Here is a 12,246-nt window from a genome sequence, read left to right as displayed (position 1 = left end):
TGGCCAGGACGTCAGCCGTCGCTGCCGTTGGGCCCGGTGGGGTTGGCCGGCGGCACGAACGGCACACCGTTGCTGAGGGGCAGCGGCATCGGGCTGTTCGCACCCTTGACGCTTTCCCAGGTCGCCTGGTTGAACTCGTACTCGTTGATGCGGTCGGCCTGCGACAGGTCCTGTTGCGCCGACTGCGCCGCCATCGGGGAATTGGCGGTGTTGACGGCCGTCAGGTCGGTGGTGGGCTTGACGGCGGTGTAGGGGGTGAAGTCGGGCTTGTTGGTGAAGGCGCCGACCATGGGCGTGGCGAACGCGTCGAACTGGGTGAGCGGCTTGATCCCGAGGATCAGCTCCATCGTCCGCAGCATGGACGCGGTGTTGTAGAAGGTCGAGTCGACCTTGCCGGTGCGGGTGTAGGGGCTGATCACCTCGGATGTCGTGCGGTGGGCGTCGACGTGGTCCGGACCGGCCTGCGCGTCGTCCTCGGTGACGAAGATGGCCGTGTCCTTCCAATACGGCGAGTGCGAGACCGCGTCGACGAGCTGCCCCGTCGCCCAGTCGTTGTCACCGACGTAGGCCTTCGGGGTCGGCTTGCCCGGCGCGGTCGAGGACGTGTGATCGTTGGGCAGCCGCACGAATTCCATCGTCGGCAGGTTGTGGTTGGTGACGTAGCCGCCGAACTCCTTCTGCCATTCGTCGATCCGGGGGCTGCCACACGAGGCCGAAAGCGGTTTGAAGCTGTTGGCCGAGTCCGGGCAGTTGAGGTCGAACCCGCGGTAGGCGTGGTCGGTGTTCGCGTTCAGGCGGGGATCACTGGCGATCTCCTGGTTGGTGCTGTTCGGGCTGACGTAGTAGCCGTAGTTGCGGAAGGACACATGGGCGTCGGCCAGCCGGTCCCAGATGTAGGCGTCAGCGGGGTCGCGGTTCGGCGCGATAGCCGGGTCGCCGTTCTCCGACGGGTAGGGGTGGTTGCGGCCGGAGTAGTTGGCCACCCAGGTCTGTTCGGTGTAGGGGTTGGAATTGGAGGCCACCGCCCAGTTCCAGCCCTGCGCCGAGACCTCGGCGTTGGCGTAGAAGTTGTCGAGGTCGGCGTACTGGCGCTCGAGTGCCCGCAGGTTCGGTGCCGTTCCGTCACCGAACAGGTTCAGCGACGGGTCCCCGTTGCCCTTGCCCAGGCTGCCGAACTCCTGGTCGTAGGTGCGGTTCTCCTTGACCACGTAGATCACGTGCTTGATCGGCGTGGGGTCACCGGCGTGGCGCGGGATGATGGCCGTGCCCGGGCCACCCGTGCCGCGCACGCCGGCACCCTGCGCGAAGCCGTCGTTGTCGTTGACCTGACGGGTGTAGTTCGCCAGCGTCCCCGCATCGGGAACGTCGATAGTGGACAGTGAACCCTTGATCATCGAGCCGACGTACTGCGCGTTGAAGCCTTCTGGGTCGGTCTTGCGGCGCTGGTCGTCGGTGTAGGGGTTGGGCCCGTTGGGGTTCGGTCCCGCCCCCAGTCCCTTCGCGTTGACCATCCGCAGCCGCTTCCCGACGACCTGCACGCTCGTGGGGTACCACGCCGTGGGGATCAGCCCACGGACCTCCGCGCGGTCGAGGTCGACCACCGCGATGTCGTTGTCACCGGAGTTGGCCACGTACAGGGTGTGCTGGCCGGGCGACAGCGCGAGGCCGTCGGGGTTGGCGCCCACCGGCGCGTTCTGGTACGGGGCAAGGGAAATCGTCTGCGACACCCGGTTTGCCACGGTGTCGAGCACGCTCACCTGATCGCTGTCGCCGTCGGCGACGTAAAGCCGCTTGCCGTCGGCGCTCGGCACGGCGTTGTTCGGGTGCGTGCCGACGCCGATCGTGGTCCGCACGACCGGGGCCGCGCCGGCGATGTCGAGCACGCTCACCGTGTTCGCGCCCTGGTTGGTGACGTACGCGGTGCCGCCGTCCTTGCTCAACACGACGCCGTAGGGGGCGTGGCCGACCCCGGTGGTGCTGGTGGCGCCGGTCGCAAGATCGACGACGGTGGCCGCGTCGGCGAGCTGGTCGGCGACCACCAGGCGCTTGCCGTCGGGCGTGACCGCCAGTCCCGCCGGGTACATGTTCACACTGGCCCCGCTGGGATTCTTCGTGGGCAGCGCGATCGTCGCGGTCTCGGTCAGGTGCTGGCCCGAAACGGAGTACGTGCGGATCACGTTGTTGCCGCCGCCCGAGACGTAGGCCCGCTGCCCGTCCGGGCTGAAGGTGACGCCCGCGAAGATGGCCTGCGGCGCCTTGTAGGTAATGGTCTGGATGACTTTGCCGGATGCCGTGTCGATCATCTGCAGGGACTGGTCGCCGTCGCCGGCGTTGACCACGAGCATCGACTTTCCGTCTGGAGACGCCGCGCTGCTCAACGGCAGGTCACCGAGCGTGGTCTGCTGCCCGGGTGGCGTCACCCGGAACCCGACCGGGGTCACCGCCGTGCCGTCGCCCGCTGGTCCGGCGTGTACCGCCTGGGTGGCCGCGACGGCCACCGCCGTGCCGACCGCGACGGTGCCGAGGGCGATCGCCGCCGTAGTCCTCGCTCTCGGTGGACGCCGTCCTGACTGGGTCTTGCGGATGAACCGCATCCCGTCCTCCCTTGCTCCGGATGCCACTCGCCCCGCTGCTGTCTGGAGCGATTGAACGTGCAAACCGTAGGCACCGGATCCTGACGCCGGTCACTCCGGCGAGTGAACGCTCGGCAACCGCTGGCCGTCGAAGGAGTCAAAAACGGAAAAACAAGCAGCGATCGGAGTCTTCGCCACTTCGGCACCGATGCGACGTTACGGGTGAAATACCAGTGCCTGGCTTGAGTTTGGCCGTCAGGTTGGTGGCAGTCGGCTGGTGGGTGGGTGTCCGCCGAGTGCACTGTGGCGGCGTTGAGTGGACCTGCCGGTAGACCCACCGCCAGATCAACTACGGGACACCTACTGGTCGAACGTCGCCCCGGCGAGGATACGGTCGATCTGCTGGTCCAGCGCCGGTGTGCTGGCGTATTCCAGCACGAGGATCTTGCTCACCGGCAGCCACCACATCCGGATCTCGCTGTCCTGGGCGGGGTCCGTACACGTGACGTGCCAGCGCGCGTAGTCTGCGGTCTTCGGCCCGATCGGGGCGAATCCCCGTTGCACGACCGTGCTGCCGGTTGCGGCCGGACCGGCGCCGGGCGGGGTGGACGGGGTGACGCACCGCGGCGCACCGCTTCCCGTGTACCAGCCGTAGGGGCGGCTCGCGCTCGGGGCGTCGAACTGCGGGTCGCCCGAGGCCGCGCGCAGGTCGAGCATCCGCGCGGCGCACGTCACCGAGTGCGCGGTCAGGCAACCGTCGAGCGAGTCGCCGGACGAGGTTTTCGTGTAGTGCATGCCCTCGGGCAGCGTGACGTGCATGGTCGCGACCGTGATCGCCGCGCCACCGGTCGTCGAACTCGCGGGGGCCGTGGACCCGCGAGCGCGCCCCGGGACCGACTCCGTGCAGCCGGCGACCGCCAGCGTGACCGCCGCGGCCAGCACCGCGAACCAGAAGACCTTGCTCCGCACCGGAAAGCCCTTTCTCCCGCGTATCGGGAGGCCATCCTGGCACGGGGCCCCGCCGCGTCCGGCAGGGCCCACTCCGCCCAGCTCAGCCCGCCAGTTCCGGGATCACCCTGCTGGCGAACAGGTCGATGCTCGCGCGGTCGTACGCCGCGTCCGCGAAGTAAGTGATCGCATACGTCATGCCGAGCGCGCGCAGTTCGGTCAGCCGTTCCACGATCTGCTCCGGGGTGCCGACGAGCGGCCCGGTCGCGAACGTCCGGTGCGCGGATTCGAGGACGTCCGCCGGAACGTGCGGCTCGTAGTGCGAACGGATCCACGCGAGGCGGTCCTGCACGTCCTTCTCGGTCTCGCCGATGACGACGTTGTAGTTCGCCGAACGCACGATGGCGTCGAAGTCGGTGCCCAGGTCCTTGCAGTGCCCGGCGAGCACCTCGGACTTGTGGGCGAACCCGGCCGCGTCACCGGCGAAGTTGGTGTAGTTCGCGTACCGGGCGGCGATGCGCAGGGTCTTCTTCTCCCCGCCACCGGCGATCCACAGTGGAATCCCGCCGTCCTGCACCGGAAGCGGGCGCGAGATCGCGCCGTCGACCTGGTAGTACCGGCCGTTCAGCGAGGCCTTCCCCTCGGTCCACAGCTGGCGCATGATCTGCACGCCCTCGTCGAGCCGTCCGAGCCGCTCGCCCGCCGACGGGAACCCGTAGCCGTAGGCCCGCCACTCGTGCTCGTACCACCCCGCGCCGATGCCCATTTCGACCCGGCCGCCCGAGACGATGTCGGTGGTCGCGGCGAACTTCGCGAGATAGGCCGGGTTCCGGTAGGCCATGCACGTGCACATCTGGCCGAGCCGCACCCGCTTCGTCGCCGCGGCGTAGGCCGCCATGAGAGCCCACGCCTCATGCGTGGCTTCGCCGGTCGGCACGGGCACGGTGTGGAAGTGGTCGTAGACCCAGATGGATTCGAACGGCCCCTCCTCCGCGATCTTCGCGATGCCGAGCATCGTGCTCCAGTGTTCCGCCGGGTCGATACCGGTGAGATCCAGTCGCCACCCCTGTGGCACGAAGAGTCCGAAGCGCATGCTCAGAACTCTAGACGGAGCGTCGTGAGCCGCCACGTTCCCGGGTCTGGAGCGCGCTCCAGGTCAGCCACGCGGAGGCCGGGAAAACGGCGGAACAGAGCCGAAAGCGCGACCTCCATCTGCACACGGGCGAATGCGGCGCCGAGGCAGAAATGGGGCCCGTGCGCGAAACTGAGGTGACCCGCGCCGGCGCGGCGCGTGAGGTCGAACCGGCCGGGATCGTCGAACGCGCGCGGATCCCGGTTCACGGCGGCGATCGCGACCGTCACCGGCTCGCCCCGGGGGATCCGCACACCGCCGATCTCGGCGTCCTCGCCGGCGAACCGCGGGATCGTGAACAGCTGTGGTCCACACCACCGCAGTAGCTCCTCGACGGCCCCCGGCATCGCCGCCGGGTCGGCCCGCAGCGCGGCGAGTTGATCGGGATGGGCGAGCAGCGTTTCGACCGCGTTCGTGATGAGGTTCGCCGGGGTCTGCCCGGCCAGCACGAGATGCCAGATCAGGGTGATCGTTTCGGTGCTGGTGAGCTCCGCGCCGAGCAGGTCGGTCACCAGATCGTCGGCCGGGGCGATCCGGTGGGCGGCGAGCGCGGCCTTGGCGTCCTCGATGACGTTCGGGATCGAGGACGCGAACGAGTCGACCGCCCCGGCGGCGATCGCGGCGCCGTAGGAATGCCAGCGCGGCCGGTCCGCCTCGTCGATCCCGGCCATCTCGCAGATCACCTCGATCGGCAGCGGGCGTGCGAAGGCGGGCAGCAGATCGACGGTGTCCGAAGGGAGTTCGCCGAGCAGTTTCGCCACGATCCGCTCGACGCGTGGCCGGAACTCTTCGGCGCGCCGCGGGGCGAAGGCGGGGGCGACGGTTCGCCGGAGCCTGAGGTGCTCCTCGGCCCCTACCTCCTGCATCGTGCGCAGGTAGGGGCGGCAGTGCTCCGGCACATCGAGCCGCTGGTAGCTGCCGGGACCGGGACTGAACCGCGGATCGCCGAGCATCGCGCGGGCCTCCTCATGGCGCAGCACCGCCCACATCGTGCCGAAACCCGGCGCCGGCAACCGCGCGACGACGGCGCGCTCGCGTGCCTCGCCGTACGCGGTGAACGGATCCCGCAGCACGGACGGGTCGGACAGGTCGATCTCGGGAACCATGGAACCTCCAGTCAGATTTCAAATGATGTCATCATCTGGATGGTGAACGTAGCCTGATTCCCGGCAGGAGGCAACGGCGGGGGAGGGACGATGGTCCGGCTCACCAGAGCGGAGACCCAGGAGCGCAACCGGGCGAAAGTGCTCGCCGCCGCCCGGGAGGAGTTCGCCGAGCGCGGTTTCCGTGACGCGAAGGTCGATCTGATCGCGGAACGCGCCGAACTCACGCGCGGCGCGGTGTATTCGAACTTCCCCGGCAAGCGCGCCCTGTACTTCGCCGTGCTGGCCGATCTCGCCGAGCGCGCATCGGGCCCGCCGGATCCTCAGGTGGGGCGTACCGCGCAGGAGGCGATCGGCGCGTTCGGGCGAGCCTGGGTCGCGCGGCTCGACGAGCGATCGCTCGGTCGCGACCTGATCCCCGAGGCTCTCTCCGACGACACCGTCCGGGGCGCCTTCGCCGAGTTGATGGAGTTCGGCGCGCTACTGCTCGCGTTGTCCTGGGAACGGTTGGCGCCCCCGGAAACGCCGCCCGGCGCGCCACCGGCGCGGCTCGTGCGCGCGGCGCGGATCGTGCTGACGACCTTGCAGGGCGCGAGCTGGCTCACGGCCGCCGCGCCCGGGTTCGTCGAGCCGTTCGACATGGTGAGTGCCTGCGAGCAACTGGCGGGGCTCGCGCTGAACGACCACTGGTCGCCGCCGCCCATCCAGCACCTCGACGTCGTCGACGAACCGTGGACGGTCGCGGACCCGGCCGACGGGGTGGTGGCGGTGCTCGGCCTGCGCCGGCTGTCCGCGGCCGAACAAGCGCTGCGCATGGGTGCCGACGTCACCGTTGTCGTCGTCGCGAGCGAACCGGCCGAGCTCATGCCGCTCGCGCGCTGGATGATCGCCGAAGTCGAGGGTTGCCTGCGCCAGGCGTTCCCCGGGCCGCCGCGGGTGCGCGTGCTGTTCGACGAAACCGGGGCGCTCGCGGCGGCCGCCGGAGCGGACGCCGGTGACACGACCGAACTCGCGGTCCGGCTCGACGGTGGCCGGATCGTGGCGCGCGCGTCGGGCCCCGGTGCCTGTCATGCCGTCACGCGGGCACGCGCGCGCCGGTCATGATCGGGCTGCGCGTGCTCTCGGCCGACGATTGGGCGGCCTGGCGGGAAATGAGGCTGGCCGCGCTGCGCGATGCGCCCGGCGCGTTCGGGGCGAACCTGGCCGGCTGGGAGCACGAGGACGAGCCGCGCTGGCGGCGACGGCTGATTGACGTCCCGTTCAACGTGCTCGCCGAGGCCGGCGATGTCCCGGTGGGCATGGTCAGCGGCACGGCCCCCGACCGAGGGCGGGCGGTCGAGTTGATCTCGATGTGGGTCGCGCCCTCGGCCCGCGGCCGCGGTGTCGGCGACGCACTGATCGACGCGGTGGTGCGGTGGGCCGCGGCGCAGGCGGCGGATCGCGTCGTGCTGCGGGTGTACGAGCACAACCGGCACGCGGCGGACCTCTACCGCCGCAACGGTTTCACGCGCACCGCCGGTGAGTGGATGGCGCGCCGGCTGAGCTCGTAACCGGCACCTAGCGGAGGGTGTTTTCGGCGCGCCGACCGAATGATCACCTCTCCAGGTGGAGTGCGGACGCAAACATCCGGTGAACGGGCGGAAACGGCACGCTCAGTCACGACCACTGCCCGCCGCGCTCAGCCGGTCGTCACACCAAAGGGTGAGAAGTCGGAGAGCGCCTGCTACTCAGAACGCTCGTTACGGCGCACGTGAAAACGAAGCCGCTTGGGCTGCGCCCCCCGTGTTGGTAGCTTCAGCGGCGCTCGCCGTGTCGGGGACGTTTTCAGTTGCGAGCCGCATTTTCCACGTTTTGAAGGGACGATTCATGCGGGTTACAGTGCTGCGCTCCTCCGGTGTGCTCGGCCTCGCGGCGGGCGTGCTGCTGGCCGGCGCACTCACTCCGGCCGCCGCGGCCACCGCCCCCGGCACCGGTTCGGCCTACGGCGCTTCGGCGTCGGTTTCGCTGCTGCCCGGCGTGCTCGGCAACGGGGGCATCACCGTGGACACCGGAAAGCTCGCGGCGTCGAGAACCACCGGCCCGACGAGCGCCTCGGTCGCGGACGTACCGCTGGAGGGCCTGGTCACGGCGAAGGCCATCAGCAGTTCGGCCGAGCACAGCACGCAGACCGGCCAGGTCAGCTCGAACGCCGAGATCGTCGGGGCGACGCTGCCCGTGCTCGCGGGGCTGGCCGGCAGCACGCCGACCGCGAGCGTGATCAACGCCAAGTGCACCTCGACCGCGGACGGAGTCACGGGCGGTGCGGAGATCGCCGGGCTCGACCTCGGCCGGATCGGCCAGGTGCCCGTCGCGGCGCCGCCGAACACGGAGCTGGGCGTGCCCGGCGTCGTGCAGGTGATCATCAACGAGCAGGTCAAGGGCTCCGACGGCAGCCTCACCGTGAACGCCCTGCACATCAAGCTGCTCGGCGGACAGGCCACCGGCGCGCTCGGCAGCGGCGACATCGTGCTCGCCTCGGCGACCTGCGGCAAGGCCACCGCCCCGGCGGGCGGGACCACCACCACGCCACCGGCCGGACCCGCCACCCCGGGTCCGGCGGGCGGCGCCGGTCAGGTGAGCGTCATCCCGGCGGGGGCCCCGCAGACCGGTGACGGCAGCCTCGCGACTGTCATCGAGAACTGATGCCGCGCAACGGTTTCCAGCGCTGGGCCGGGGCGCTGCTCGCCCTGTTCTCGGCGCTGGTGCTGGCCGGGTGCGGAACGGACGCGGCGGCTCCGGCCCCACCCCCCGCGCCGGCGTCCTCCGCACCCGCGCCGGCACCAGCGCCTGCCTGGGTGAACCTGCCCAGCATCGGCGCCCGGTCGAGCCTGGTTCAGCTCGGCCTGAACCCGGACCGAACCGTCGAGGTGCCGCCGGTCGGCCAGCCGCTGCAGGCGGGCTGGTACAAGTACAGCCCGGTGCCGGGCCAGACCGGGCCGGCCGTGATCCTCGGGCATATCGACGGCAACCACCAGGAGGGCATCTTCTGGCGGCTGCACGACATGAAGGCCGGAGACCAGGTCGTCGTCGGCGGCGGCGACGGCCGCACCCGCACGTTCACCGTGACGAAGGTCGACCAGGTGGCGAAGAAGACCTTCCCCACCGAAGCGGTCTACGGCGACACGACCGACCCGGAACTGCGGTTGATCACCTGCGGCGGCGCCTACGACGCGGCCCACCACAACTATCTCGACAACATCATCGTCTACGCGAAACTGGTCACGTAGCCGCGACGGTGAGCAGGCGGGCTCCGGTCATCTCGAGCCGGAGCCCGCGGCTGTCGGAGGCGTACCGCAGCACGACCTCGGCGCAGGCCGGGCAGCGCACCACGAGCGCCGGGGCGTCGGGGTAGAGGTGATACGCGGCCAGCGGACCGCCGGCCCCGCAGTGCGCGCAGGTGATCGTCGCCGTCGCGAGGTCGATCGCGAACAGTTCGCTCAGCGGGCCCAAGATCGCGTTCCCGTCGAGCCGGCGGTCATCGGGTGTGGTCATCGTGTCTCCGCTCAGTCGCCGGCGTAGCGCTGGTTCCTCCACGGGTCGCCGTAGTTGTGGTAGCCGAAGGTCTCCCAGAACCCCGGCTCGTCGGCGAGGCTGAGCCTCAGGCCGCGCACCCACTTCGCCGACTTCCAGAAGTACAGATGCGGCACGAGCAGCCGGGCGGGGCCACCGTGTTCGGGCGCCAGTGGCTGCCCGTCGTAGGAGTCGACGATCCACGCCTTCCCGTCGAGAACGTCTTCCAGCGGCAGGTTCGTGGTGTACCCGCCGTCGCAGAAGGCCACGACGTACTCGGCGGCCGTCTCGACTTCGCCCAGCAGTGTGTCGACGCTGACGCCGGACCAGCGGGTGTCGAACTTCGACCAGCTGGTGACGCAATGGATGTCGACCGTGACGTCCTGGTGCGGCAGCTGCTGGAACCGCGCCCAGGTCCAGCTCAGCGGATCGTCGATGTCACCTGTCACGGTGAAATCCCAGGCGTCGAGGTGCCGGCGCGGCACCGGGCCCGCGGACAGCACCGGGAACGCGGCGCCGGCGTCGTACTGGCCTGGCGGCAGCCGCCCGGGCGGGCCGGAGCTGCGGCGGCCGGTGAAACCACGGGACACGACGGACATCGCCCCTCCTCCTGCGCTGTTCAGCTCGAATCATGCCGCCGGGAAGCGGCCGGGACAACGCATGCGGGCCGTCCCAGGTTAGGAACAGGAAAACAGCTCGGCCCGGGTCTTCAGCCGCGGCCGGGGAGGGAGTACAAAAGGCCTCGTGGGCGGGGACGCCGTGCCCTTGCCGCCGCCACCCACGAGCCCGATCCTGGAGCCGCACGCCCTCGTTCAGGGAGCCTTCCGATGCCCAAGACCTTGTCGGAACCCGAGTACGTCACTTCGGCGATCGCGGCCGCCGCGCGAGTGCCGTTCCCGGGGGACACGCGCGCGAGCCGAGGCCGGATCGATGTGCTGCTCGACGACGGAGACCGTGAGTCGCTGGCCGCGTGCGGGGCCGCCGTGCTCAACATCCAGCTGGCGCTGCGGGCGTCCGGCCACGCCGCGACCGTGGATCTGCTGCCCGACCACACCCGGCCCGGGCTGGTCGCCGTCGTCTGGATCCGCGCCACCTGCGTCCCGAGCTACCACGAACGGGCGCTGGCACGCGCGATCCCGGCGCTGCGCGAACACCACGGGCCGTTCGCCGGCGGGCCCGTCCCGCAGCGCGTCCGCACCGCGCTGGTCCATGCCGCGGCCCGGGAAGAGGCCGAACTCGCGCTCCTCGAGCCGGCTGCGGCGGTCGGCACGCTCAAGGAACAGCTGTCTGATTCGGACGGTCTGGTCGCGGTGCTGAGCTCGCATACCGACACCGCCCGCGGCCAGCTGCAGGCCGGCCGCGCGCTCCAGCGGGTGCTGCTCACCAGCAGCGTGCACGGTGCGCAGGCCGCGGTTCTGCTGCGGCCGGACGCGGTGCAGAAGGCCCGGCCCGAACTGCGCGGGTTCCTCGGCTGCCAGGTCCATCCGCAGGCCGTGTTGGAGTTCGGTTACGCGCCGCCGGCGCCCCCGAAACAACGCCGCCGCCGGTAGCCCTCCAAGGATTCGCCCAGAAAACCTCCCGAGACTCGGGCGGGTGAAAGCGGAGAGATGGCTGTTCGCGCTCGTGGCACTGAACGCGGTGTGGGCGACGGACCTGTTCGTGCTCGGGCACGGCTTGACCAGCGGCGATCTGCTGACCGCACTGGGCCGTCTGACCGGGCTGTACGGCGCGCTGGCCCTCGTGGTGCAGCTCGTGCTCGTCGCGCGGGTGCCGTTCCTCGAATCGCGGCTGGGCATGGACCGGCTCACCGCGTGGCATCGCTGGAGCGGGTTCTGGGTGCTCTGGCTCGTCATCGCGCACGTCGTGTTCATCACCCTCGGCTACGCGCATCAGGACGGCAGCCCGGTGCTGGCGGAGGTGGGCACGCTCGTGTTCCACACCGAGGACGTGCTGAAGGCCACCATCGCGACGGCCCTGCTGGTCGTGGTCGGGGTCAGCTCGGCCCGCCGCGCGCGGCGCCGGCTGCGGTACGAAGGCTGGCACCTGCTGCATCTGGGCGCGTACTTGGCCGTGATCCTCGGTTTCCTGCACCAGGTCTCGGTCGGCCAGGATTTCGTCGGTTCACCCATCGGGCGGTTCTACTGGTGGGCGCTCTACGGGCTCGCGCTCGCCGCGGTCGGGCTGAGCCGCGTCGCCCTGCCGCTGCTGCGAAACTTCCGGCACCGGTTGCGGGTGGTCGCGGTGCACCGGGAAAGCCCGGATGTGGTGACGGTCGAAATCGGCGGGCGGGATCTGCACCGCCTGCCTGCCCGGGCCGGGCAGTTCTTCCTCTGGCGCTTTTCGAACCGGTGGTGGGAGGCGCATCCCTACTCCCTGTCGGCGATGCCCGACGGGTATTCGCTGCGGATCACCGTGAAGGCGCTCGGCGACGGAAGCGCTTGGCTGCAAGGGATCCGGCCCGGCGTCCGGGTACTGGCCGAAGGTCCTTACGGCGCGTTCACGGGGGAGCGGCGCACGCGCGAGCGGGTGCTGCTGATCGCCGGAGGCGTCGGCGTGACACCGATCCGCGCGCTGCTGGAGGAGTTCGCGCTCGCCGGGGACGACATCGCGGTGATCTACCGCGGCCGTGACCCGGTCCTGACCGAAGAGATGACCCGGATCGCGCGCTGGTGCCGCGCCCGCTTCTACGTCGTCACCGGTCCCTCGAACGCCGTCGGCCGCTACGGGCCGATGATGGGCCCGCGGCACCTCAAGTCGATGGTTCCGGACCTGCGCCGCCGTGACGTGTACGTCTGCGGCCCGCCGGGGATGACCGACGCCGTCCGCGGCACCCTGGCCGAGCTCGGCCTGCCGGATTCGCAGTGCCACACCGAACGTTTCGCCTTCGCCGCCTAGTGTTTCGTGATCTTGTTGTCTTTGCGCGCGGGTGTGTTTGTTCGCC

At 70.4% G+C, this 12,246-nt stretch carries 12 protein-coding genes; 6 read left to right on the top strand and 6 right to left on the bottom strand.

The annotated features are described in order from the left end of the window. Positions 1-11: 11 nt before the first annotated feature. From FG385_RS21170 to FG385_RS21155, 4 genes are all read right to left on the bottom strand, one after another. Complete coding sequence (locus FG385_RS21170; RefSeq protein ID WP_139098500.1) at positions 12-2,594, bottom strand: bifunctional YncE family protein/alkaline phosphatase family protein; 2,583 nt, start codon at positions 2,592-2,594, stop codon at positions 12-14. Between the two features lie 339 nt (positions 2,595-2,933). Continuing rightward, positions 2,934-3,542 (bottom strand): hypothetical protein, encoded by a 609-nt coding sequence (locus FG385_RS21165; protein ID WP_139098499.1) that lies wholly within the window; start codon positions 3,540-3,542, stop codon positions 2,934-2,936. A gap of 82 nt (positions 3,543-3,624) precedes the next feature. Further along, positions 3,625-4,614, bottom strand: a complete 990-nt coding sequence (locus tag FG385_RS21160) for an LLM class F420-dependent oxidoreductase (RefSeq protein ID WP_139098498.1) — start codon at positions 4,612-4,614, stop codon at positions 3,625-3,627. Between the two features lie 2 nt (positions 4,615-4,616). Continuing rightward, complete coding sequence (locus FG385_RS21155) at positions 4,617-5,759, bottom strand: cytochrome P450 (protein ID WP_139098497.1); 1,143 nt, start codon at positions 5,757-5,759, stop codon at positions 4,617-4,619. A 90-nt stretch (positions 5,760-5,849) separates the two neighbouring features. Between FG385_RS21155 and FG385_RS21150 the strand changes: the two genes are divergently transcribed. The 4 genes from FG385_RS21150 (at position 5,850) to FG385_RS21135 (ending at position 9,022) form a co-directional block, all read left to right on the top strand. After that, positions 5,850-6,860, top strand: a complete 1,011-nt coding sequence (locus FG385_RS21150) for a TetR/AcrR family transcriptional regulator (protein WP_139098496.1) — start codon at positions 5,850-5,852, stop codon at positions 6,858-6,860. Then, positions 6,857-7,306, top strand: a complete 450-nt coding sequence (locus FG385_RS21145; RefSeq protein WP_139098495.1) for a GNAT family N-acetyltransferase — start codon at positions 6,857-6,859, stop codon at positions 7,304-7,306. The genes FG385_RS21150 and FG385_RS21145 overlap by 4 nt, the downstream gene beginning before the upstream one ends. Positions 7,307-7,622: 316 nt before the next feature. After that, positions 7,623-8,438: a choice-of-anchor P family protein gene (locus FG385_RS21140; RefSeq protein WP_139098494.1), complete on the top strand. Its 816-nt coding sequence runs from the start codon at positions 7,623-7,625 to the stop codon at positions 8,436-8,438. Then, positions 8,438-9,022 (top strand): class F sortase, encoded by a 585-nt coding sequence (locus FG385_RS21135; RefSeq protein WP_139098493.1) that lies wholly within the window; start codon positions 8,438-8,440, stop codon positions 9,020-9,022. Before FG385_RS21140 ends, FG385_RS21135 begins: the two co-directional genes overlap by 1 nt. Here the strand turns inward: FG385_RS21135 and FG385_RS21130 are convergent. After that, complete coding sequence (locus FG385_RS21130; RefSeq protein WP_139098492.1) at positions 9,015-9,287, bottom strand: DUF6510 family protein; 273 nt, start codon at positions 9,285-9,287, stop codon at positions 9,015-9,017. The two genes, FG385_RS21135 and FG385_RS21130, sit on opposite strands and share 8 nt — an antisense overlap. Positions 9,288-9,298: 11 nt before the next feature. Then, positions 9,299-9,904: a sulfite oxidase-like oxidoreductase gene (locus FG385_RS21125; RefSeq protein ID WP_139098491.1), complete on the bottom strand. Its 606-nt coding sequence runs from the start codon at positions 9,902-9,904 to the stop codon at positions 9,299-9,301. Positions 9,905-10,132: 228 nt separating this feature from the next. Here FG385_RS21125 and FG385_RS21120 point away from each other — a divergent pair, with 228 nt between their 5' ends. Next, positions 10,133-10,855, top strand: a complete 723-nt coding sequence (locus FG385_RS21120) for a hypothetical protein (protein WP_139098490.1) — start codon at positions 10,133-10,135, stop codon at positions 10,853-10,855. A 43-nt stretch (positions 10,856-10,898) separates the two neighbouring features. Continuing rightward, positions 10,899-12,200 (top strand): ferredoxin reductase family protein, encoded by a 1,302-nt coding sequence (locus FG385_RS21115; protein WP_235022705.1) that lies wholly within the window; start codon positions 10,899-10,901, stop codon positions 12,198-12,200. Positions 12,201-12,246: the final 46 nt, after the last annotated feature.

The organism is Amycolatopsis alkalitolerans (genome assembly GCF_006152065.1).
Classification (GTDB): Bacteria; Actinomycetota; Actinomycetes; order Mycobacteriales; family Pseudonocardiaceae; genus Amycolatopsis_E; species Amycolatopsis_E alkalitolerans.
The sequence above is the reverse complement of the archived record's forward strand: the minus strand, read 5'-3'. Positions and strand labels throughout refer to the sequence as shown.

Excerpts from the sequence above, each read along its gene's own strand:
- FG385_RS21125 (WP_139098491.1), bottom strand. The coding sequence starts at position 9,904 with ATGTCCGTCGTGTCCCGTGGTTTCACCGGCCGCCGCAGCTCCGGCCCG.
- FG385_RS21150 (WP_139098496.1), top strand. The coding sequence starts at position 5,850 with ATGGTCCGGCTCACCAGAGCGGAGACCCAGGAGCGCAACCGGGCGAAA.
- FG385_RS21135 (WP_139098493.1), top strand. The coding sequence starts at position 8,438 with ATGCCGCGCAACGGTTTCCAGCGCTGGGCCGGGGCGCTGCTCGCCCTG.
- FG385_RS21145 (WP_139098495.1), top strand. The coding sequence starts at position 6,857 with ATGATCGGGCTGCGCGTGCTCTCGGCCGACGATTGGGCGGCCTGGCGG.
- FG385_RS21120 (WP_139098490.1), top strand. The coding sequence starts at position 10,133 with ATGCCCAAGACCTTGTCGGAACCCGAGTACGTCACTTCGGCGATCGCG.
- FG385_RS21140 (WP_139098494.1), top strand. The coding sequence starts at position 7,623 with ATGCGGGTTACAGTGCTGCGCTCCTCCGGTGTGCTCGGCCTCGCGGCG.
- FG385_RS21155 (WP_139098497.1), bottom strand. The coding sequence starts at position 5,759 with ATGGTTCCCGAGATCGACCTGTCCGACCCGTCCGTGCTGCGGGATCCG.
- FG385_RS21160 (WP_139098498.1), bottom strand. The coding sequence starts at position 4,614 with ATGCGCTTCGGACTCTTCGTGCCACAGGGGTGGCGACTGGATCTCACC.
- FG385_RS21170 (WP_139098500.1), bottom strand. The coding sequence starts at position 2,594 with ATGCGGTTCATCCGCAAGACCCAGTCAGGACGGCGTCCACCGAGAGCG.
- FG385_RS21130 (WP_139098492.1), bottom strand. The coding sequence starts at position 9,287 with ATGACCACACCCGATGACCGCCGGCTCGACGGGAACGCGATCTTGGGC.